This window comes from Desulfovibrio sp. 1188_IL3213, from assembly GCF_036763145.1.
Taxonomy (GTDB): domain Bacteria; phylum Desulfobacterota; class Desulfovibrionia; order Desulfovibrionales; family Desulfovibrionaceae; genus Desulfovibrio.
The window spans coordinates 1-21,620 of sequence record NZ_JBAIYR010000005.1 but is presented as its reverse complement, the minus strand read 5'-3'; the positions used below and the strand labels follow the sequence as shown (position 1 = coordinate 21,620).

Sequence of the window (21,620 nt, the reverse complement as noted above, 5' to 3'; positions counted from 1 at the left end):
GGGTGGCATAACACATACTACAGCGCCACAACTGGATAGACCACAGAGTTAAATTTCATACAGCACTCTTTTACAATTACTTGGGCGAGGAGCAGTTGCTATAGTAGCTCTTCCGCTTAGGCGATCGCAGTTAATAAGAAAAGGATAGAAAATATATTTTGATGTATTTGTGGATAATTGTGACGCTGCACTGCTGAATGATGAATTTGCAACAATAAAGTTTTCACACAAAGACATCAAATACAAATCGCTATAGCCCTTGTCATTGTCGTTTGCATCAACAAAATATATATTTTCCATTCGAGGGAAATTCATCTTTACCCATTCTATATCATTAGAAAAAATAAATATGGTGACGGTACTAAAGATGGCGGTAATTTCTTTTAGAGCCTTAGTATAATAGTCTATCGTGGCAACATCCGCGGGGGTTCCGATAAAGTCTCCCCGACGAACATGCACCGCTACAGAATTTTTTGAAGCCTTGATTTTTTCCGCAATGGCGCTATTTTCAAAAATTATATTTTTATTAAATTTGAATATCTCATACCACTTATTATCAAAGCATTGCAGGTAGCTTGGGTGCGCATAGTACCCAGAAAGATATCTTTTGTCATTTGATGTAATAACTTCTTCATTATATGCAAACCAGTCTTTAAGCTCATAATCATAAAAACAACGATACACCTTGCATTCTTCCCGGCTGGCTTCATCAAAACTTAAGTCCTCAAATACTTTAGTAAGAGTAAAATCTCTTCGGTATTGTTTGTTCAAATCATATCCGTCTTTTTTAAACCATGAGACGTCATATTTAATACGAAGTCCGGTCTGCTTTTTTATTGCCTGCCCTAAAAGATACTGCCCCATTTGGCTGCCAAGGCCGCCATCTACCCTCACGATCACTATTTTTTCTTTTAGTATTGAGGGATTTTGGACACAACAAAGGAGTGCTTGCAAAAAATTTTTAGTATGAACAAAAGCTCTCCAGCAGGGACGAAGGATTTTTTTACAAAACGAACATAAAACTATTAGTTTATTTTCACGCATATCATGCTACCTTGTCAGTCGTAACCCTGATGATAATTGTCATATTTTACACTGCCTGTTGCGATTGTAAAATTGCACCCAGCATGGCTTCTATAAAAGATTCAATCCACTGTGGTGAACGCGATTTTTCTTGCAGGCATTGGTCATAATAATATGTGTAATTTGCAAGCAATGCTGCTCGGGCTGCCAAAAAAGCTTCATATGTGACGTCTTCCATGCACACAAACGTTTCGCCATAACGGCGGCGTGCGTGAATGCAGTCGCCGAAATAAAGAGCCGGCCTTTCTGCGAGGATGCTTTCAGGTATTTTTTCGGTCACAAATCCGCTGTATTTGGCGTTTTCAATAATAACGGAATATTTGTATTGGGAAATAGTACGCAGCTTGTCCGCAGTTTTGCCGCCATAGTTTTTGTGCGGCGGCCACTCCCCTCCAAAGGCCTCAATATCGTCATTATCCATCGCCTGAAGCGCCAGGGCATTCCTTTGGAGGGAGTTGCCAATGGCGTCATGTTTGTATCTGGCAATAAAGACACCTTTATCCTGTGCGCCATGGACAGGCGTTAGCGGGCTGATGGGGCACTGTATCCCTGTAACTGGGATGTCATAGTATGTAATATTTCTGCAGTGTATTTCTCTGCTAAATGTGAGAACGTGGTTCCATATGCTATCCATTAAAACATGCGGCTGGTGGGGGAAAGGGCAATACGCAGGAGATTCTGCCAGAACCAGGATCTTTTTTATTTTTTGTGGCAGAGATTTGGCATATTCAAGCAGTTCCTGATCCAGGTCGCAAAAAACGGCAATATCAAAATCATCAGCTGCCGTATAACTATATCCATGCGAATGAAGTCGCTCCGCCAGCGCAACTCCCGGATAAAACAAAAAATTGCCAAAAGTGGTGTCACCCATTTGGGGCAGCATGCCCGTAAGCTGTCTGTGAAAATTGAATGTTTTTATCAGCGCCATTGCTGCAACCTGCTTTTCAGGAGCGTAAGGACATGTTTGGGAAGGATTTTTTTGAGCACACGTTTATAAAACTGGAAGGCCAATTCTTTCACCGGATTTGCGGCCAGTCCAACAATGGTGCAGCGTCGACGCAACTTTTCGCGTAAAAAAGGATCATTTGTAGTAAAATACATATATAAAAGATAGATATACTCATCTATGCGAATCTTCCACGTTGGGGCCAGGCTGCTTCCTGATGCGCTGTGCAAGCGTATTCCCACGAGGGGTTCTTGTGTACCCATGATTTTTTTTACACCCTTTGAGGCAAGCAACAAATATTCTGACCTATAGCCGTACACTGTTCGCAGGCACCACTTCATAGCATTTTCATAAACCGTTCTGTGAAGGATAATCCCGCTGATGTTGGTGATATAGTTTCTATCAATGTCTGCGGAGATAAAGTTTTCTCTTGATATTCCATCTTGATGGGCGAGCAAGCCGTAGAACGTAAAGGTATGGTTTTCTTTGGAAAAGGTATCTTTATAAAACGCCCGTGCGGGATTTACTGTCGTTTGTGCGTTCAGTTTTGGAAGAATGTCTTTCACTGTTTCTGAAAAGTTAGGCATGAGCATATCATCATGGCAAAGGATTAAATAATATATATCCTCCATGCCTTTATATGTTTCAAGAAGTTTGGGGTATATTATTGCTGCATGCTGCTTGGCTGATAAAAATTTTTTTTGAATCAGGCAGGTATGCTGAACATCAGGCTGTTGCTGCAAAAAATTCTTCCACGTGACAACGTCATCCTCTTGGGCGCTGCCTTTGTTAATGGAAACAAAAAGAGAATCAATGCAGTGAAGGTGGGGGATAATGCTTTCAAGACATTCTTGAAAGGATTTGCCACCATTATGGACTGCTAGTATCAGAGTGAGTTTTGGCATGCGGTATTTCGTCACAGCACTTTCCTGATTGCATGAGCAATGTAGTTCATTTGCTCTTCGTCGAGACCAGGGTAGCACCCCACCCAGAATGTATGATTCATGATAGTATCAGTACCCGTGAGGGGCGCTGCGATGCGGTGGGGGACGCCTTCAAAGCACGGCTGGTGTGTCATGTTGCCAGCAAAAAGCAGGCGCGTGCCAATTTTTTTCTTGTTCAGCTTTTGCAAGATTGATGGTCTGTCGTAGCTGGGGTGCAGGGTCAGCAAAAAACCAAACCAGGATGGTTTGCTTGCTGCCGTGGGCTGCGGCAAGATAAAGGGGCCGCCGTCAAGGTCGGCCAGGGCTGCGTGCAATAGCGCAAAATTGCGCCGCCTTGCCTCGGTGAAGGTGTCCAGTTTTACGAGCTGTGCCAGCCCCACGGCTGCCTGCATGTCCGTGAGCTTTAGATTGTAGCCCAGATGCGAATAAACGTATTTGTGGTCATAGCCCGGAGGAAGTTGCCCGTACTGACGCACGTAGCGGCTTTTGCAGGTGTCGTCACAGCCGGGAGCGCACCAGCAATCACGCCCCCAATCTCGCATGGAAAGAACGATCTTCCAGAGCAATGGGTCGTCGCACACCACAGCCCCGCCTTCACCCATGGTTATATGGTGTGCGGGGTAGAAGGAAAACGTGGCCAGATGCCCAAAGCTGCCGCATGGCTTTTCTTCGCCGTTCAATATGTAGCTGGAGCCAAGCGCGTCGCAACTGTCTTCAATGAACCACAGGTCATGCTGGTCTGCCACGGCCTTCACGGCTGCGATGTCAAAGGGATTGCCCAGGGTATGCGCAAGAAAGATGGCCTTTGTTTTGGGGCCAACGGCCTTTTCCACCTGCTCGGGTACTGCATTATAGGTGGGTGCTGTCACATCCACAAATACCGGAATAAGGCCGTTTTGCACTATGGGGGCAACCGTGGTGGGAAAGCCCGCGGCAACGGTGATGACTTCATCCCCTGGCTTGAGCCGGCGTCCTTTGAGCAGAGGAGAGCAAAGAGCGGATATGGCGAGAAGATTGGCAGAAGAACCAGAGTTGCACGTCAGAGAATATTTACGCTGCAGCTTTTGCGCAAACGCGCTTTCAAAGGCGTCATTGTAACGCCCGGTGGTGAGCCACAAGTCCAGCGAGGCGTCCACCAGGTTGCGCATTTCCTCTGAGCCCAGGCATTTGCCGGAGACGGGCACAGAGCTCTGCCCGGCTTCAAAGGTTTTTTGGGCGTGAGCATACTCTGTATATTGCGCGGCCGCATCAAGTACGGCCTGACGCAATGCCTGTTCTTTAGGATCGCTCATGGGATTCGTCCTGTGCATTATCTTCGGGTTTGTTGGCGTATGCGCTTATCTGGTCTAGAGTAACTTGTCGCATATGTGCAGGGTCTGGATTTTCTGCCCACGCCCGGTACCACGCTGTGGTCTGTTCCAGCGCCTCAGCCACAGTGTATCGGGGGCGCCAACCCAGCTCAATATTGGCCTTTGTGCAGTCAAGGCAGAGCATATGCGCCTCGTGGGGTTGCACCCCCTTGTCCACTGCATATGTCCCATTGCCCCACAGCCGACAAATGCGTTTTACCACGCGCTCTACGGGCCAGACATCGCCCATGTCGATGGGAGCAAAGTTCCAGCCGCAACCGAATTTGGGGCCATATTCAAGCAGTTTTGCCCCCAGCATGAGGTAGCCGCTCAGGCACTCCAACGCGTGTTGCCACGGGCGCACGGCTGTGGGGTAACGGATATGGATGGCCGTATTGGCGTGCAATGCTCTAACGCAGTCAGGAATCAGCCGATCCTTGCCCCAGTCTCCACCGCCGATGGCGTTACCCGCGCGGGCCGAAGCCACGGCCACATGGTGCGTCTGCCCATATTTTTCGTGTGGAAAGAAAGACTTGATATAGGAAGTGGTGACAAGTTCCGCGCAGCCCTTGCTGACGCTGTAAGGGTCGTGCCCTCCCATGGGGTCGTTTTCGCGGTAGCCCCATACCCACTCGTTATTGCGGTAGCACTTGTCACTGGTCACAATGACAATGGAACGCACGGAAGGGGTATGGCGACAGGCTTCCAGCACGTGGGCCGTGCCCATAATATTGGTAGAAAGCGTGCCCAGTGGGTCTTCGTACGACGGACGCACCAAGGCCTGCGCAGCCAGATGAAAAACAACCTCTGGCTTGAAGTCAGCAACAACCTGCGCCAGTTTTGTATAATCATTGATGTCAATGCGCATGCCTCGCACAAGGTCGTCTGCGGCGACAGCTTCATTCATGCTGGGGGTACTGGGCAGGTCGTTGCCTATGCCAAGAACATCTGCCCCCATAAGTTTGAGCCACAAGCAAAGCCATGTTCCCTTGAAACCGTTATAACCAGTAACAAGTACACGGCGCCCGCTATATGAGGAGCAAATCTCATTCATATTGCCCATTGGAATCCTCTCAAGTTTTTTATGGATTACACCAGCCTATGCCCTTTGACAAGTATACGTATAGAAGCTAGCGTACACCTCATCCGAAAATACAGAGAGATGAATCCGACATGAAAACAATAATTGAAGCACACCTGAGCAATATGATACGCAAGTATCAGGGACTACATGTGGTGGAGCAAAGCTTCAATGCCGCCATCACTATGCTGGTCAATTGTTATACACAAGGGCGGAAAATTCTAATTTGTGGCAATGGTGGCAGCGCAGCAGATGCCGAACATATTGTCGGTGAGCTTATGAAAGCCTTTTTGAAGCCGCGACCTTTGGATAGCGTGTTGCTTGAAAAAATTCGTCAGCAATATTCTTGTGATATGCTTGATCTTTCAAGTCTTCAAAGGGGGATACCCGCCATCTCTCTGGTTTCGGGTGTTTCGCTGCCCACAGCTTTTGCCAATGATGTCGCCGGCGATTTGTGTTTTGCCCAGCAAGTACTGGGATTGGCAAAGCCAGGAGATGTGGTGTGGGGAATCAGCACATCCGGCAATTCGCGCAATGTGAACCTTGCGCTGAAAATGGCAAAGGTGCTGGGCTGCCACACGCTGGGTTTGACAGGCAAGAGCGGTGGTGAAATGGCATCACTGGTGGATGTGGAGTTGCGTGTGCCTGCAGAAAACACTCCGGACGTGCAGGAGCTTCATCTGCCTGTATATCATGCCATCTGCGCCTGCACTGAAGAGATTGTATTTAACTATTGACAATTGGCATTAGTAGCCTGATGAAATATCAGATTACTAATGCCAACTGTTTGGTGCCGCCTTCATCTCTCTAAGGCGCTGTGGGCACCCCCCAGAATTCGCACCGGGCACAAAGAGGAATTTCATTCCTTCTGCCGGCCACATGCAACTGCTTCCAGGTAGCGCGTCGGGGACCATTCCAGATTTCTTCCAGGCTTTGCTCGTACAGCGAACCCAGCACTCCAAGTCTTTCAGGATCAAAACGCACGCAAATAGAGACATCACCCTTGCGATTAATACAGGGGTGGCCCAAAAAATCCCAACAAATCCCAACTTCAGGGATTGTGGGGGATCGTTTAACGTAGTTAAAACTTCCCATGGGTGCGTGCAGGACTCTACGCACAAAGAGTTGATTAAAACCTTCATATGGAGCCGGATCAACATTGCCGATGAGGCGAAGAGTGACAAACGGCTTGTGGTCTTTTTTCAAAGCTAAAAATTGCCCAATAATCTCCCGCTGATTTTCAGCTTCTTCATCGCCTTCGAAAATAGAGACAGAAAGGGTTTCGAGGTTGTCAATAATCTCGTCAGCCTTTTCCACAAGGAGTTTCCCATTAGTGACAATATTGCGGATATGATTCTGAAAAAGGCTGACTGCATCACCAAAACGGGGATACATCAGAGCGTCACCATCGCGGTGAAATTGAACGGTAATACCTTCAGGAATTTGCGGCGCAATTCGCTGTAACAGCGCGAAATCCATGTCTCCGTAATCTAGCGCCAGATCTGGGTAGTCTCTGTCAACCTTGCGCCTGCCGCACATCCAGCAATTTTTGTTGCACCTGCTGGTCAGTTCAATATTAATTGTTGACAATCCTGCTAAGAACATGGATAAACCCTCACTATCTATAGACCTTTTGCTAACCAGCCGCCATCCACAATCACGTCAGTTCCTGTTATATAAGATGCTGCATCAGACGCTAAAAAAAGGCATGTTCTGGCGATTTCTTCTGGCAAGCCCCATCGCCCCAGCATGGTCTTTGCGCAACGTTCCTTATACTTTTCTTCTGAAGTAAAAGAGCTGTTCGTCATCGCTGTATGCACATATCCTGGGCATACGTTATTTGCTCTTATCCCGTATGCGCCGTAATCTCGCGCTAGGGCTTTTGTAAGCATTTTCAATCCACTTTTTACTACCTGATATGCCGGATTGGCGGGCCATGCAGCTTCGGCATTAATACTTGTTATATTTATGATGCTTCCTTTATGGCGTTCCGCCATTGAAGGCGCAAGAGTGCCGCAGAGTATATAGGGGGCATCAAGGCCAATTTTTCTTATTATTTCGTATGGTTTTAAATCATATGGGTGCGGTGAAGGCAAATTGTTGGGACAGGCATTGTTGACAATTACTTCAATTTCGAAGCGCTCGTATAAGTCTAACGCGAACTGTTTTGTGGAAGATAAATCTGAGAGATCGCAATTAAGCCAGCGCAGGTTCGGATTTTGGTTGTTATCTGGTGGGTTGCGCGAAACAGCAAGGACAAAAGCACCTGCTTCAAGAAAAACATTTAATATTGCTGATCCGATGCCCCCTGTAGCACCAGTCAACAATATGCATTTCCCTTGAAGAGAGAAAATATCATGCCACATGATCTTCCTACACATTAAGTTACTGTTGGATATGAATTGATATAATGACGGTAAACATGTCTTGCCGCCAAGGATCCGAAGCGTTACTGAGTAAAAATATGTTTCTCTATACACGCACACAACGCGTGATACATGGGTAGATGAAGTTCCTGAATGTGCGGCGTACACTCAGAGGGCGCACGAAGTTCCACATCCAGCAATTCTGCCATGTCCCCACCATCGCGGCCAGACAGACCTATGGTGGGGCAGGAGAGAAGCCGTGCCACCCGCAGGGCATGGTTGACGTTCGCCGATCTGCCTGACGTGCTGATACCCCACACAATATCCCCAGGACGCGCCAAAGCATAAACCTGCTGTGCAAAGCAAAGCTCCGCGTTGACATCATTAGCAAAGGCTGTGGGCAGGGAAACTCCCGAGACCAACGGAATTGCGGCTATGCCGCCTTGAAGGGCGGCAAGTACCCGCTTGTGTGCGGGATAGGTATCTTCTACGCGGCATAGAAAATCCTGCGGGAGAGGACGTGGCAACATGAATGCCTTCATCAACTCTCCAGCAATATGTTCGGCGTCGGCCGCACTGCCGCCATTCCCACAGATCAATATTTTGCCTTTTTGGCTGGCGCAGTCGACAAGGATGCGCATGGCCCTGGCAAAAGAATCTTCCGCCACCTTCCATTCCGGATAACGCGCAACAAGCGCTTGCCAATGATGTTGGACGATCTCGCGCATCATCTTTTCCTGCTAGACATTTGTTGAAAAGGGTGGCGGTGCTAATCTGTGCTTTCATCCGCCCCAAGCGGGAAAAGCAGATGTTTTTGCAGTTCCTCCCGATCCAGAAAAGGAAACATATCCTCCGGCGGCAGAGAGATCATACTGCCGTTCGCTAGCTTGCGAGACGAAATCTTGGGCTCGAATCCCTGCTCCGGGTCCAGCATGGCCTCAATGAGCAGTGGCCCGCTTTGGTCAAGGGCAATAGCCAATGCTTCCTGCCAGTTCTCACCACTGATGCGGCGGTAAGGGATCCCAAAAGCGGAAGCCACGCCTTCAAAGTTGGGGAAGCCCAATCCAGTATCAGGTCCAGTCCCAAGTTGGCGTTTGAAAAAGTTGCGCTGGGTCTGCCGAATGGACATATACCCATTGTTATTATAGATAAAAACTATGATGGGCAGATTGTTCTGTCTGATTGTTGCCAGATCTTGCATATTCAGCATGAAGCTACCATCACCTTCAAGGCAGATAATACGCTTCTCCGGTGCTGCGGTGCTGGCTCCGATGGCTGCCGGTATAGCCATCCCCATGGGGCCATTGCCAAAGTTTGCGATGAGCCTCTGCCCAGGGCGCAAGCTTCCCGCCTGCTGCGCAGTAACCCCGGCGCTCGCATTGCCGGGAACAACGACGTCTCCGTCTTTCAGGCACTTAAAGAGCTCTTCAGCAAACCAGTAGGGATTGATCCGTCCCTGCGGGTCCATCGAATGCAGGCGATCTGGAACTACGGGCAACAGGCGTACCCGCTCCCGGCAGAATTCCAGCCATTCGTTGTCAACGCTTACGCCTGAGTTGGCGCAGGCGACGTTCAATGCCTGCACAAATGGTTTTGTTTCGGCCACAATTGTTTCATCACCGATATACTGCGGCCGTTCAGACTCGCTGGCGTCACATTCAATCACAATCTTTCGGGCATTTTTGCCCATTGCCTTCCAGTTGTATGTGGTCATCGTCAGGTGCATGGTCACGCCCAAAAAGATGAGCAGGTCGGCATTCTGCACATTGATATTGCCCGCACGTGTGCCCACATTACCCATTCCCCCCGCATAGAGGGGGTGCCCTTTTTGAATGATGTCCAGCGTTCCGGCACAAAGCACGGGACAGTGTAGCCGCTCGGCCAGAGTGCGGAAATCCTCAACCGCGTGAGCCATACGAAGTCCTGGCCCGGCTACCAGAAGAGGACGCTCGGCAGCGGCTATGGCGGCAGCCACCTCCCCGGCAACCCCACTGAGATCCGCAGGAGGAATAACAGGCATATGGAAGCCGGGCAGGCTATCAGCATCCACCTGCATGGCCTGAACGTCCACGGGGACTTCTATCCATACCGGGCCGGGTCGGCCTGTAACAGCGATGTGGTAGGCCTTTTCCATCTCGTATCTGATACGCGTGGGATCAGTGATGGACACCGCGTACTTGGTGATAGAGCGAACCATGGGTACAATTTGCGCTTCCTGCTCTCCGGCTTGGCGCAACTGTCCCACAAGACCATAAGTGGCACACAGGGTTTCGCGCTTGGACTGACCGGAGATGACGATCATGGGCAGGCCGTCCACAAAAGCACCAAAAACGCCAGTCATGGCATTCAACGCGCCTGGACCAGAAGTGACCTGAACAAGGGCTGGCCTCCCGGTCACATGGGCATAGCCTTCCGCGGCCAGCGCGCAAGCCTGCTCATGGTGGCAGCAAATTGTATTGATCCGCAACTCTGACGCCAAAGCGTCATTGAGGTGCATGGCCATGCCGCCTGTGAAGAGGAAGGCTGTGTCAATATTCTTGAGTGCAAGTTGATCTACAAGGAAAGTTGCAAGGCGCATACGATTCTCATTTTATATCACAGAAACGTTAATGATGTTATTTTTTCTGAATTCATTACAAATTTGTTCAGAGCCAAATGACACACAAACTATGAAATGGCAGTCTTTATAATCTTTAAGTGCAGTTTGAAAATCAATAAACTTATACATTGCCCCATACTTGCTAGCCCCTAAGTCCTTGTATGCCTTGTCAACGATGGCTTCAATCGTAACGCCTTGTAGTGGCCCACCATTTTCCCGAGCTCTAAAAAAATTGTCTCCAAAGCCATACACAACGATTTTTTTATTCTCAAAAAAACTTTTTCCCAGCAAGGCTCTTCTTTTTTCTTGAGAAATATATGTTAACATAGAAGTATACAAAGCAAGTTGTTCACTTTTAGGCTCAAAAGAGGAATTCCGCTGTTTTTTTGCAAAAATATAAAGTGCTGGGAAGTCTTTTCCGTCTTTATATTCAAATTGGTTGATTCCCGCATGCGTTACTTCAAAGTTCATTCTATTCAATAAATTACGCAATGATTCCACGCTAAAATGATTAACATGAAGGCGATCTATATAATAAAGAAATTCTCTTCTGGGGAAATCTTTGTATCTCGAGGCGTCGGGTACTTCTAAATATAGAATCCCAGAGTTATTAAGAATGGAGTCTAAATCATAATGAAATAAATTTATAAGGTGCTCAAAAAAATGCGAAGCAATCACTACATCAAACTTTATATGATGTTTTTTAATATTAGAAAATTCATAAACAGGATGTTTTATGGAAAATTGTTGGCAAGCATCACAGCCGATATAGTCATGCTGAGGAAATCTGAGCTCCATAGCTTCCATTAAACCTCCGCTTCCACAACCAATATCTAAAATTTTTAGCGTTGAATTACTTTCGAGAATAGGAGAAAGAGTATCGATCTGAATCGCATAACGGTTTTTATCAAGAAGTGGCTGACCTGATATTGTCATCTGGTCATTTACACAGTGTTCATAATATCGATCATAACATTCTTGGTCACCAGGAGCTGTAAAAACAAAATTGCAGTGCTTGCAAGAATACAAAAAAACCTTTTCTGGAAGAAATTTTTTTTCTCGCAACTCTAAAGTGAAAAAGGGCTCTTCACATCTTTGCGCACATATTGGACACGTGTGAATATCTGTTCTTCTTTCAAAAGGATAAATCATAGAGGTGTTCTTTTCCCCATAGGGGCCATGTTTCTCAAGTAACGATGATGAGACTATTCCACTCAAGTCACCGCTGGAAAAACTCTAACTTTTTTAAACTAGTCGGCACTCTATCTATAAAAGATAGCCGATTCTTTCTAGTTTAAGTTGCAATGGCATAAACAACGGTGTCGCCATATGTCTCAGAGTGTTGCCGCAAATGTATGGAATACCCCAGATTGAGCCTGTGAATATAGAGAGGAATGGCGTATATATCTTCTTTTTTATGATACACAGAAAAAATTAAATCTGGCCGTTGTGAGCGGATTAAGTTGTCAGCCCCTCTTAATACTTCCATCTCGTAGCCCTCGACATCCGCTTTGAGTATTGTAGGGAGAGGATTTTTCCCTTTAAAAAAACTGTCTAGACTTTTAACTTGGACTTCGCGCCTGTTTTCTCTATCAGAGACAAGCAAACTGGATTCTATTCCTGAGCCAGAAATTGCCATCAACCCATCTGATTTCGCAATAGCGAGGAACGATGCGACAACATTGGTGTCGTCTTTTGTTGTATTTTGAAGCTGCAGAAAACTATCGTAATCTGGCTCAAAGGCATAATATTTATATTGCCCTGTTTTCCCAGGGATTGTATGTTTCAAAAAATCTTTATATGTATCACCAATACTTGCACCAAGATCACAAAAAACATCGTATCTTACCATACTAAGCATGTCTGGAGCATAATATGGGTCGGGGATGTATATTTTTTTTATGAACTTCAGATCAAGAGTAAGCTGAAAAGCCAGAAAATTTTTGAGCACCAAAAGAGACTGTTCATCAAGTAATGAGGCCAATTCCGCAATTTCTGCCGTGCCAGCTGCTTCATCAAAGTGGTAGCCAACCGGCGGTGCCGGTATGGATGATGGCGGCAAATCAACAGGAAGAATTGTTTCAACCTTATATTTTTTGCATTGTTCAAACATCTCTCGTGCGTACGCAGACGTGAGAATGACCAGTGGATATGATTCTTTTTGCAAAGTTTCAACAGAAAGAATGTTTATATCTCGATAACGAGTTCCAATTTTAGCTGGGTTAGAGTCAATGCAGTATTTGGGAACAATTCCTTCGCGCAATAGCATGTCAACGACTATTTGGCCAAACAGGCCAGCACCAAAAACAATGACGTCTCTGTCCTGAATTTCTGCAAATGAACCATAGCTCTTTTTAGAAAAAGTGAAGCAGGCTTTTTTTAATGCGGCGAGTTCTTTTGAAGAAAATACAGATTCAAGATAGTTCATTTTAATCCACCTTCAAGTGCGCACGCAGTTTTTCTGCCACCTTGGCTTCTTCGGGCAGGATACGCTTGTTGCCATCGCCCATGGCAACTTCAAGGATTCGTGTGTACCGGCAGAGTTGATGCAAGCCTGCGCCTTCCACACTGGCTGCCTGATCGGATCCGTACATGGAACGGTCAAGGGTGATGTGGCGCTCCAGAGAGGTGATGCCCAGCATGACCGCACCCACGGAAACTGCAAGGCCTGTTTCGTGGCCGCTGTAGCCGACATTGCAGTTAAAGGCGTTCCGCAAGGTTTCAATGCAGCGCAGATTGGCGTTTTCTACCTTCATGGGGTAGGTCCCTACGCAATGCATAAGTTCAAATGGGCACCCTGCTTCTCGAAAAATGGAAACTGCCTTGCCAATATCGTCCATGGTTGACATGGCTGTTGATATGAAGGTGTGCTTTTTGCGCGAGGCCACAGCCTTCAGAAATCTTTCACTCACAGTCATGGCCGAAGCGACCTTGCTGTACTTGCAGTCATATTGGTCAAGAAACTCCAGGCTGTTCTCATCCCAGGCCGAAGCGAACCATTCAATGTCTCTTTCTTTGCAGTAGGCATCGATAACGTCAAATTCGGCCTTGCCGAATTCAAGCCCTGCCTTTTGATCCCGCTGCGTGGTGCCCCAAGGGCTTTCCCGAAGCGAATCCAGAAACTCTTTGGTGTAAACCACGTCTATGTCGCGTTTTTGAAATTTAACGGCATTGCACCCGGCCCCCTTGGCCATATCAATCAACTTTTTGGCAATTTCAATATCACCATTATGGTTGATGCCAATCTCTGCGATGATAAAAACGCTCATTTAAGCCTCCGTGATGATGTTTGGCGCATATTATGCCACTCCAACATGCGATACAAGCCGTCTTCCAGCGAATATCCCTCTTTAAGCTCCAGTTCATGCTCGATTCTGGCGATGGCCGGCACGTAGCAAGCCGGCGCATTGCCCTGCAGGGGCGTCCCCTCAACGACTACATCTTTATCCAGACCAGCACAATGCAGAATAGTTTTGGCCAGTTGCTTCAGATTGACGCCGTGCCTTGAGCCCACGTTGTAGGGCGTGGCATGGCGTCCTGCGACCAGCAGTACCAGCAACCATGCTGCCATGTCTGCTCCGTACAAAAATGAACGTACCGGGGTGCCGTCACCCTTGATGACAATGTTGCGACCTGCCAGAGCATCTGCCACAAAGCTGCCCAAAGCATTGACACCAAGTGTTACATGTGCCCCAGAAAAGGCAAAACACCTGGCAACTACTGTTGTAATATGATACTGCTCGCCAAGTGCTGAGGCATATGACTCCAAAAAACGCTTTGTTTCGCCATATACACGCGGTTCGGAAAATGGATTGGGCGGGGCATTTTCTTCGCATAATCTGCCATCCATGGTCCCGCCCACTGGGCCAGTGCCGTACACAGCCCCTGATGATGTCATTAATACTGTCTTGCAACCCCGTTCTGCCGCAAGCCTGTACAATCTTTCTGTCCCTTGTGTCGCCGTTGTCATATGCCGGGCGGCCCAGGAGGAGGTGCCATCGTTAGGCAGGTTCAGTCCATGTATGGCAAGTTCAAAGGGCGGGAGCGCGTCAGCGTCAAAATCCATTATGCCGCCATCCAGAAAGCGGATGCAATCATGGTTTTGCAGATGGGGCATTTCAGATAAAAGCGTATTCCTGTTGCGCGTCAACACTGTAAGATTGAGCTGCAACGCATATTGCTCATTGAGCCACAGCAGGGCATCAATGAGCCATTTGCCCATAAATGCAGTGCATCCAACCAAAAAAATGCTTTTTTTCTCATATAAATTTATATGCGTAGCAAGACTATGCCCGATATGTTGCAAGTCCTCAATAAAAAGGCTGTATTTTTGATTGCGTGTCATGACTGCTCTGTGCGTGCATCCGTCAAATGCTTTTTCAAAAAATTCTGATATTCTGGCAATACCTGTGCGGCATTCCCTTGCTTCACTACCTGACCATCTTGCAGCCAATACAGATGGCTACAGGCTTCAACCGTACTCAACCTGTGCGCCACTATTACAATGGTCATATTATCGCGCAGGCTCAGTATGGTGGACTGTATTGCCGCCTCGGTGGCCCCATCCAGTGCGCTGGTCGCTTCATCAAAGAGCAGTAAGTCCGGGGTGTCGTAGAGGGCGCGAGCTATGGCCACGCGCTGCACTTGACCACCCGAAAGCCGCACGCCCCTATCTCCCATGACCGTATGTATTCCTTGGGGCAAATCTTCCAAAAAATCCATGGCGGCCAATTTGCAACATTCTAAAACACGCTTTTGGTCCGGCCCTTTCCCCCAGTCAGCAAAGGCCACGTTCTCGGCAAGCGTCGCGTCCAGGATGTAGGGATTTTGTGGCACATAGCCAATTTTCAAAAAACCCGGGCTGGCATGTACCTCTTTGCCATCAACCAGTATTTTCCCTGATGTTGGAACAACAAGCCCAGTCAAAATACTTACCAGGGTGCTTTTTCCTGCGCCGGAAAGCCCGATAAAGCCCACCATGCTTCGCTTGGGAATGGTAATGTTTATGTCTCGCAGTGACGGTTTGCAACTATCTGGATAAGTAAAGTCAATATGTTGCAAATCAAGGCTATGGTGGAAAGGCAGCGTGGACGTCTCGCCCTGCAAGTCGGGGATTGACAGGCATTTGCGCAGCAGAATGCTGACCGGCGTAATCTGCGCCTTCATCATCAATACGCCGCCAACAGTCTTATTAAGGGCCGGCAGCAGACGCCATGACACCGCTGCCATGAGTGTAAGCGTGCCCGTAATGCTGGCTACGCTGTCTCCCAGCACAACCATCAGCAGTACGCCACAAAGCAATAACAGCATTCCGGTGGACTCCAGCCACCACTGCGGCAGGGGAGGGAAAACGCCCTGTTTCGCCGCAGCCAGTGCTGTTGGCCGGGCCAGGCTTTGATAGCTTTGTATAAAGGCCAGCTGTTGATTATAAATCTTGACCTCGCGTATCCCATGCAGGGCCGCATGCGCCACGCGGCTTGAAATTTCACTAAGTTCCCCTGTACGCGCCCCTGCGTCTCGGGCCCTGCGCTGCGCCATTTTATAAATGAGCAGTGCCACACACGCAGAAACACCATACAAAAGTACCGATACGGCAGGAGCCATCGTAAAGGCCCCCACTAACAGGAATAACATGATTCCGGCCTGACTCAGGCTTTGCAACAGTCCCGTGAAAAAGGTGCTGCTATGGATGCGCCAGTTCAAGTAATTGAAGAGTTCACCGGGATTATTTTGCGTGTGCCAAATGTAAGGCGCAGCTATATAATTGTTGAAAATTTTTAAAGAAATATCCCAGGCTACCTCTTGCGCGACAAGGCACTGCCAGTAGGTCATAAAACCAATGGCAAGATTCTTTATCACAGTGGCGGTGCACACCAGTATCAGCACAAAAAAAAGCATTTGAATCTGCTGCGGCATTTCTGAGCCGATGGTGGGCAAAAACTCAAAAATTCGCCGAAGTAGGTCTATTTTATTCAAGCTGGCAGGGTCAGCCAAAGCTACCCCCAAAAGTGATATGGAGCCAGCCAGACCCAGTTCGATAAAGCCCATGACAAACATGGCAAATCCAAGCCATATGAGCTGTCTTTGCCTGTGCTGAGGAAGTAGCGCGTAAAATTTTCGTGATGTGGCGAGCATGCTTACCAGTCTGTGTACAATTTTGCCTGAATATTCGAGCAGGAATGTTTGCCTGAGACGATAGATATATCTAACTATGTTACATTCTGCTTAATCCTGTGATGTTACCATTTTATTTTTCATACAAATAATGGGAAAGCAATCCCGCTGTGGTGCTGACTGTCAAAATAGTCTTTAGATGTCAGCTAGTTGCATATATGCAGACGATGCAAAAAATCGTTGTATGTATTGCACAGGCCCTCCTCAAGGGTGGTGTGAATTTTCCAGCCTATGCCCAGCAGCCTGCCAGAATCCATGAATTTACGCGGGGTGCCGTCTGGTTTGGCGGCATCGGTGGCAATTTCACCCCTGAACCCTACCACGCGGGCTACCATATGAGCGACATCCATAACGGAATGTTCCACACTGCTTCCCACGTTGACGTGCTCAAAATCCGAAAGTTTTCCATGAGAAACAGGCAGGCCTCGGCTATGTCATCCACATAGAGGAATTCGCGTAGAGCTTTGCCCGTGCCCCAGATAGTCACTTTTTTGGCTCCGGTGACCTTGGCCTCATGGAAGCGCCGAATAAGCGCGGAATCACATGGCTGTTTTCCGGGTGATAGTTATCTCCTGGGCCATACAGTTTGGTGGGCATGGCGCTGATGGCGTCAAAGCCGTACTGCTTGCGGTAGGACTGGCACATCTTGATGCCCGCAATCTTCGCCAGGGCGTAGGCGTCATTGGTGGGTTCCAGCGATCCGGTGAGCAGGTACTCTTCCTTAATGGGCTGCGGGCACAGCTTGGAGTAAATGCAGGACGAGCCGAGAAACAGCAGTTTTTTGCTGCCGTTGCGATACGCACTGTCAATGACGTTGTTCTGTATCTGTAAGTTTTGCTAAATAAATTCTGCTGGATAGGTGGCATTGGCATGAATGCCGCCCACCTTGGCGGCAGCAAGCACCACAATATCTGGCCTGTGCTGCGCAAAAAAGCCCGTACCGCCGCCTGAACGCACAAATCCAGTTCCGCATGGGGGCGCGCGAGCAGATTGCTGTAGCCTGCACGCGCCAGGGCGCGGCACAGGGCGCTGCCCACAAGGCCGCGATGTCCGGCTACATAAATAAGCGAATTTTTGTCCATGCGGAGCTACTCGTTATAGCTGAACGTCTTGAATCCTGCCACCTTGCACACGGCATCGCGCATGCTCAGGGCAAGGTCTTCGCGTGTCATTTCAGTCACCATATCTTCAAAGGTCGTGCGCGGCTCCCATCCCAGCTTTTCCTTGGCCTTGGCCGGATTGCCCAGCAGGGTCTCCACCTCGGTGGGGCGGAAGTAGCGCGGGTCTACCCTCACAATGACATCGCCGGGTTTGACGTGGCATTCCAGTCCCTGCCGGTTGCCAGCGGCCTGTTGCAGTTCGTTTACGTCCACAGCCGCCACGGCGCCGGTTTCGTCTATGCCCGCACCTTGCCATGTGAGCGTCAGGCCCAGTTCTGCCGCTGCCGTGTTGACAAAGTCGCGCACAGAGAACTGGCGGCCCGTGGCGATCACAAAGTCGTCCGCCTGCTCCTGCTGCAGCATAAGCCACTGCATTTCAACATAATCGCGAGCGTGACCCCAGTCGCGCTTGGCATCCATATTGCCGAGATACAGGCAATCCTGAAGCCCCAGCACCATGCGGGAGAGAGCGCGGGTGATCTTGCGGGTCACAAAGGTTTCGCCGCGGATGGGAGATTCGTGATTGAACAGGATGCCGTTGCAGGCGTACATGCCGTAAGCTTCACGGTAGTTGACCGTAATCCAGTAGGCATAGAGTTTGGCGCAGGCATAGGGCGAACGGGGATAGAAGGGTGTTTTTTCGGTTTGCGGCACTTCCTGTACCATGCCGAAAAGTTCCGAGGTAGACGCCTGATAAAACTTTGTTTTTGCGGTCAGGCCGGCAATGCGGATGGCCTCCAGAAGGCGCAACGTGCCAAGGGCGTCCACATCAGCCGTGTATTCCGGCGATTCAAAGGACACCTGCACATGGCTTTGCGCCGCGAGGTTGTACACCTCGTCGGGCTGAATTTCCTGCACCAGCCGCACAAGGTTGCTGGAATCACTCAGATCGCCGTAGTGCAGCACAAGTCTCTGGTCGCAGGTGTGCGCGTCCTGAAAAAGGTGGTCCACTCGGTCTGTATTAAAAAGGGACGAACGCCGCTTGATGCCGTGTACCTTGTATCCCTTGCTCAGCAAAAATTCGGCAAGATACGCGCCATCCTGACCAGTAATGCCTGTGATAAGAGCTTTTTTCATTATAACACTCGCTTAGGCCAGGGATGAAAGGATAGTGCGAACCCGGTTGAGATCTTCCGTATGGTCCACATGGTCGTTGCCGATAAAGAGGCCATTGGCGTCCACATATTCGGCATTGGCAAGGCTGCCGGATACAGAATAATCAAAATACCGCATGACATCCTTGGTCGCAAAATTGCCTGAAACGATTTGGCGGCATTCTACGCCATTGTCAAGCAGCGTTGCGGCAACATGGTTGCGCTTCAAAGGCGAACCGGGCCGGATGACCAGAGAAAAACCAAACCACGAGGGCGAACCTATGCCCTGCTGCACCATAAAATGCGGGTCGTCGGCAAACAGCTTCAAGAACTGCTCGGCATTTTTTCTGCGCGCAGCCAAAAAGCCCGGCAGTTTTTTAAGCTGCTCGCGTCCGATAGCGCCTTCCATTTCCAGCGGGCGCACATTGTAGCCCGGCAAAAGAAAGCGGAAGGATTCTTCAAAAGGATTGTCCGACTTGACGCACAGGGTATTCTCTTTCTGCAGGTTGCGCGTCCAGCCGTGCGCCCGCAGGCAGAGCAAAAGGTCATGCAGATGATCGTCGTTGGTGACGATCATGCCGCCCTCCATGGTGGAAATATGGTGCGAAAAGAAAAAGGAATACGTACCCATAAGGCCGATGGACCCCGCGTAGCGCCCGTTGTAGGTCGCCCCCAGCGATTCGCAGTTGTCTTCAAGTAGGGTGATGTCGCGGTTGCCGATGATGGCGTTGATCGCGTCAAAATCGTTGGGATTGCCAAGCAGGTTCACAACCATGATGGCCCGCGTCTTGTCGGAAACGGCGGCGGCGAGGGCTTCAAGATCATAGTTGAGGGTGTGCATATCCACATCCACAAACTTGAGACGGAGGCCATACTGCTGCAAGGGGTAGTAGGTTGTGGGCCAGGAGATGGCAGGCACCACAATCTCGTCGCCAGCCTTGAGGCGGGGTTCGGGGCGTGTGAAGAACATGGCTGCGGTCATCAGAAGGTTGGCGCTGGAGCCGGAATTGACCATAACCGCATGTTTTGCCCCCACAAAGGCGGCAAATTCTTTTTCAAAGGTAAAAACAGCCTCTCCCATACTGGTGGTCTGCGCCTGGGCAAGAGCTGCCGCGGCGTCGATTTCCGCACTATTCCAGGTGGTGCTGGCGAGGTTATAGCGATGTGTAGTAGGCATGCGTTTTCTTAATCCCTTCTTCAAGAGTATGGCGTGGGGTAAAACCAAAGGCATTTTGCCGCGACACATCCACAAGTTTGCGCCGCATGCCAGCGGGTTTGCCCAGGTCATGGCTAAATGCCCCCTGATAGTGCAGCACCCGGGCCACCGCCTCGTAATAGTCGTTTACAGTATGGTCATAGCCAAGCCCCACGTTCATAAGGTCGGGCAAGGCTTCAAATTTTTGCACAGCCATAAGCGTCAGCTGCGCAAGGTCTTCGGCATACATGAACTCGCGGCGGGCTTCGCCGTCGCCCCATATTTCCACAGTGTCCAGCCCTTCGCGCACGGCAGTGTCGATCTTGCGAATAATGGCGGGGATCATGTGCGACGCGCGCAGGTCAAACCTGTCGTATTTGCCGTAGAGATTGCACGGCACCAGAGTTTTGTAGGCTTTGCCGGGATACTGGGCATTGATGTACTGGCACAGACGAGTGGCAGCGCATTTGGCAATGGCGTAGCCCTCGTTGGTGGGTTCCAGACTGCCAGCCAGCACCATATCTTCCACAAGCGGATTCGGCGCTTGCGCCGGATACATGCAGCTTGAACCCATGTTCAAAAAGCAGCCCACACCCTGTTGTAAAGCACCCATGATGATGTTGAGGCCCATCTGCATGTTTTCGTACAAAAAATCCACAGGTGCGGCAATGTTGGCCTGAATACCGCCGACCCGGCCCGCGCAGTGGATGATGAGCGAGGGCTTGTGGCGCTGCAAAAACGCGTCCACAGCCGACCTGTCCATGAGGTTCAGTTCGCGGCTGCGCGGCGTAAAAAGCTCGTACCCCGCAGGCTCCAGCACTTCAACAATGTTGCGGCCCACCATGCCGGCAGCCCCGGTTACCAGTATAGAATATCTCTGCGTCATGATTCTCCGCGCAATGGCGCCTGAAAGGCGCGATCAAAAAAGCCCGGCATGAAGGTGCTAGCCTTCCCGCCCGTACACATCGGCAAAACGTACAATATCATCCTCGCCCAGGTAGGCACCGGATTGGATTTCAATAAGCACCAGAGGGATGACCCCGGGGTTTTTCAGCCGATGTTTTGTACCCACAGGGATGTAGGTGGACTGGTTTTCAGAGAACAAGTGCACCGCATCACCATTGGTCACCTCGGCCGTGCCGCTGACAACCACCCAATGCTCGGCGCGGTGATGGTGCATCTGGAGGGAAAGCTCCGCGCCGGGGTTGACCGTGATGCGTTTTACCTGAAAGCGGGCGTCCATAACGAGCGTTTCGTAGCTGCCCCAGGGGCGGTACACCAGCGGGTGCTGTCTGCATTCGGTTCGCCGGGCTGACTGCAGGCGGCCGACCATGTTTTTGACTTCCTGCACCCGCTCGCGCGGGGCCACCAGTACGGCATCGCGCGTTTCCACAACCACAAGGTCGCGCACGCCAATGGCCGTCACCAGACGGTGCTGGGCGTTAAAATAACAGTTTTCCGCGTCTTGGGTCATGACGTCGCCGTGGCAGACGTTGCCGCTGTCGTCACCCTGTTCCGCCTGATAGAACGCCTCCCACGAACCAAGGTCGCTCCAGCCTGTGGACAGGGGGACCACCGCCGCGCGATCCGTTTGCTCCATGACCGCATAGTCGATGGAGTCGGAGGGCG

General features: G+C 49.7%; 19 protein-coding genes and 1 pseudogene. 1 reads left to right on the top strand and 19 read right to left on the bottom strand.

What is annotated here, in order from left to right:
* Window positions 1-48: 48 nt before the first annotated feature.
* The 5 genes from V6C16_RS00895 to rfbG are packed head-to-tail and all read right to left on the bottom strand — an operon-like array spanning window position 49 to window position 5,376.
* Complete coding sequence (locus V6C16_RS00895; RefSeq protein WP_333536798.1) at window positions 49-1,044, bottom strand: alpha-1,2-fucosyltransferase; 996 nt, start codon at window positions 1,042-1,044, stop codon at window positions 49-51.
* A gap of 46 nt (window positions 1,045-1,090) precedes the next feature.
* Window positions 1,091-2,011: a hypothetical protein gene (locus tag V6C16_RS00890; RefSeq protein ID WP_333536799.1), complete on the bottom strand. Its 921-nt coding sequence runs from the start codon at window positions 2,009-2,011 to the stop codon at window positions 1,091-1,093.
* Complete coding sequence (locus V6C16_RS00885; RefSeq protein ID WP_333536800.1) at window positions 2,002-2,949, bottom strand: hypothetical protein; 948 nt, start codon at window positions 2,947-2,949, stop codon at window positions 2,002-2,004. The genes V6C16_RS00890 and V6C16_RS00885 overlap by 10 nt, the downstream gene beginning before the upstream one ends.
* Window positions 2,946-4,265 (bottom strand): lipopolysaccharide biosynthesis protein RfbH, encoded by a 1,320-nt coding sequence (gene rfbH, locus V6C16_RS00880; protein WP_333536801.1) that lies wholly within the window; start codon window positions 4,263-4,265, stop codon window positions 2,946-2,948. Before rfbH ends, V6C16_RS00885 begins: the two co-directional genes overlap by 4 nt.
* Entirely contained in the window at window positions 4,252-5,376 is a 1,125-nt protein-coding gene (gene rfbG, locus V6C16_RS00875; protein ID WP_333542723.1) for a CDP-glucose 4,6-dehydratase, read from the bottom strand. Before rfbG ends, rfbH begins: the two co-directional genes overlap by 14 nt.
* Before the next feature lie 119 nt (window positions 5,377-5,495).
* On the opposite strand from rfbG, the gene V6C16_RS00870 reads away from it, so the two are divergent.
* Window positions 5,496-6,140: a D-sedoheptulose-7-phosphate isomerase gene (locus V6C16_RS00870; RefSeq protein WP_333536803.1), complete on the top strand. Its 645-nt coding sequence runs from the start codon at window positions 5,496-5,498 to the stop codon at window positions 6,138-6,140.
* A gap of 70 nt (window positions 6,141-6,210) precedes the next feature.
* Here the strand turns inward: V6C16_RS00870 and V6C16_RS00865 are convergent, their stop codons facing one another.
* From V6C16_RS00865 to V6C16_RS00800, 14 genes and pseudogenes are all read right to left on the bottom strand, one after another.
* Complete coding sequence (locus V6C16_RS00865) at window positions 6,211-7,008, bottom strand: radical SAM/SPASM domain-containing protein (RefSeq protein ID WP_333536804.1); 798 nt, start codon at window positions 7,006-7,008, stop codon at window positions 6,211-6,213.
* A gap of 17 nt (window positions 7,009-7,025) precedes the next feature.
* Complete coding sequence (locus V6C16_RS00860; RefSeq protein WP_333536805.1) at window positions 7,026-7,769, bottom strand: SDR family NAD(P)-dependent oxidoreductase; 744 nt, start codon at window positions 7,767-7,769, stop codon at window positions 7,026-7,028.
* Window positions 7,770-7,852: 83 nt separating this feature from the next.
* Window positions 7,853-8,500 carry a D-sedoheptulose-7-phosphate isomerase gene (locus tag V6C16_RS00855; protein ID WP_333536806.1) on the bottom strand — a complete coding sequence of 216 codons (648 nt, stop codon included), beginning with the start codon at window positions 8,498-8,500 and terminating at the stop codon, window positions 7,853-7,855.
* 38 nt (window positions 8,501-8,538) lie between these two features.
* Window positions 8,539-10,347, bottom strand: coding sequence for a thiamine pyrophosphate-binding protein (locus tag V6C16_RS00850; RefSeq protein ID WP_333536807.1), 1,809 nt, complete (start codon window positions 10,345-10,347; stop codon window positions 8,539-8,541).
* A 12-nt stretch (window positions 10,348-10,359) separates the two neighbouring features.
* Window positions 10,360-11,520 carry a class I SAM-dependent methyltransferase gene (locus V6C16_RS00845; protein ID WP_333542721.1) on the bottom strand — a complete coding sequence of 387 codons (1,161 nt, stop codon included), beginning with the start codon at window positions 11,518-11,520 and terminating at the stop codon, window positions 10,360-10,362.
* Between the two features lie 142 nt (window positions 11,521-11,662).
* Window positions 11,663-12,796: an FkbM family methyltransferase gene (locus tag V6C16_RS00840; RefSeq protein ID WP_333536809.1), complete on the bottom strand. Its 1,134-nt coding sequence runs from the start codon at window positions 12,794-12,796 to the stop codon at window positions 11,663-11,665.
* A 1-nt stretch (window position 12,797) separates the two neighbouring features.
* Window positions 12,798-13,637, bottom strand: a complete 840-nt coding sequence (locus tag V6C16_RS00835) for an N-acetylneuraminate synthase family protein (RefSeq protein WP_333536810.1) — start codon at window positions 13,635-13,637, stop codon at window positions 12,798-12,800.
* A complete protein-coding gene (locus V6C16_RS00830; RefSeq protein WP_333536811.1) occupies window positions 13,634-14,713 on the bottom strand; it encodes an NAD-dependent epimerase/dehydratase family protein in 1,080 nt (359 codons plus the stop codon). The genes V6C16_RS00835 and V6C16_RS00830 overlap by 4 nt, the downstream gene beginning before the upstream one ends.
* The gene (locus V6C16_RS00825; protein ID WP_333536812.1) at window positions 14,710-16,425 is read right to left on the bottom strand and encodes an ABC transporter ATP-binding protein; all 1,716 of its coding nucleotides are present in this window, start codon (window positions 16,423-16,425) and stop codon (window positions 14,710-14,712) included. The genes V6C16_RS00830 and V6C16_RS00825 overlap by 4 nt, the downstream gene beginning before the upstream one ends.
* Before the next feature lie 263 nt (window positions 16,426-16,688).
* Window positions 16,689-17,624, bottom strand: a pseudogene (locus V6C16_RS00820) (GDP-L-fucose synthase family protein).
* A gap of 6 nt (window positions 17,625-17,630) precedes the next feature.
* Window positions 17,631-18,779 (bottom strand): GDP-mannose 4,6-dehydratase, encoded by a 1,149-nt coding sequence (gmd, locus tag V6C16_RS00815; protein WP_333536813.1) that lies wholly within the window; start codon window positions 18,777-18,779, stop codon window positions 17,631-17,633.
* Window positions 18,780-18,791: 12 nt separating this feature from the next.
* Window positions 18,792-19,973, bottom strand: coding sequence for a DegT/DnrJ/EryC1/StrS family aminotransferase (locus tag V6C16_RS00810; RefSeq protein WP_333536814.1), 1,182 nt, complete (start codon window positions 19,971-19,973; stop codon window positions 18,792-18,794).
* Window positions 19,951-20,877: a GDP-L-fucose synthase family protein gene (locus tag V6C16_RS00805; protein WP_333536815.1), complete on the bottom strand. Its 927-nt coding sequence runs from the start codon at window positions 20,875-20,877 to the stop codon at window positions 19,951-19,953. The genes V6C16_RS00810 and V6C16_RS00805 overlap by 23 nt, the downstream gene beginning before the upstream one ends.
* A 57-nt stretch (window positions 20,878-20,934) precedes the next feature.
* Window positions 20,935-21,620: cupin domain-containing protein (locus tag V6C16_RS00800; RefSeq protein WP_333542720.1), on the bottom strand; the 686-nt coding region annotated here is incomplete at its 5' end.

Bases quoted from the DNA above. Each gene is read 5' to 3' on its own strand.
- V6C16_RS00895 (WP_333536798.1), bottom strand. From the start codon at position 1,044: ATGCGTGAAAATAAACTAATAGTTTTATGTTCGTTTTGTAAAAAAATC.
- V6C16_RS00890 (WP_333536799.1), bottom strand. From the start codon at position 2,011: ATGGCGCTGATAAAAACATTCAATTTTCACAGACAGCTTACGGGCATG.
- rfbH (WP_333536801.1), bottom strand. From the start codon at position 4,265: ATGAGCGATCCTAAAGAACAGGCATTGCGTCAGGCCGTACTTGATGCG.
- rfbG (WP_333542723.1), bottom strand. From the start codon at position 5,376: ATGAATGAGATTTGCTCCTCATATAGCGGGCGCCGTGTACTTGTTACT.
- V6C16_RS00870 (WP_333536803.1), top strand. From the start codon at position 5,496: ATGAAAACAATAATTGAAGCACACCTGAGCAATATGATACGCAAGTAT.
- V6C16_RS00865 (WP_333536804.1), bottom strand. From the start codon at position 7,008: ATGTTCTTAGCAGGATTGTCAACAATTAATATTGAACTGACCAGCAGG.
- V6C16_RS00860 (WP_333536805.1), bottom strand. From the start codon at position 7,769: ATGTGGCATGATATTTTCTCTCTTCAAGGGAAATGCATATTGTTGACT.
- V6C16_RS00855 (WP_333536806.1), bottom strand. From the start codon at position 8,500: ATGATGCGCGAGATCGTCCAACATCATTGGCAAGCGCTTGTTGCGCGT.
- V6C16_RS00850 (WP_333536807.1), bottom strand. From the start codon at position 10,347: ATGCGCCTTGCAACTTTCCTTGTAGATCAACTTGCACTCAAGAATATT.
- V6C16_RS00845 (WP_333542721.1), bottom strand. From the start codon at position 11,520: ATGATTTATCCTTTTGAAAGAAGAACAGATATTCACACGTGTCCAATA.
- V6C16_RS00840 (WP_333536809.1), bottom strand. From the start codon at position 12,796: ATGAACTATCTTGAATCTGTATTTTCTTCAAAAGAACTCGCCGCATTA.
- V6C16_RS00835 (WP_333536810.1), bottom strand. From the start codon at position 13,637: ATGAGCGTTTTTATCATCGCAGAGATTGGCATCAACCATAATGGTGAT.
- V6C16_RS00830 (WP_333536811.1), bottom strand. From the start codon at position 14,713: ATGACACGCAATCAAAAATACAGCCTTTTTATTGAGGACTTGCAACAT.
- V6C16_RS00825 (WP_333536812.1), bottom strand. From the start codon at position 16,425: ATGTTTGTCATGGGCTTTATCGAACTGGGTCTGGCTGGCTCCATATCA.
- gmd (WP_333536813.1), bottom strand. From the start codon at position 18,779: ATGAAAAAAGCTCTTATCACAGGCATTACTGGTCAGGATGGCGCGTAT.
- V6C16_RS00810 (WP_333536814.1), bottom strand. From the start codon at position 19,973: ATGCCTACTACACATCGCTATAACCTCGCCAGCACCACCTGGAATAGT.
- V6C16_RS00805 (WP_333536815.1), bottom strand. From the start codon at position 20,877: ATGACGCAGAGATATTCTATACTGGTAACCGGGGCTGCCGGCATGGTG.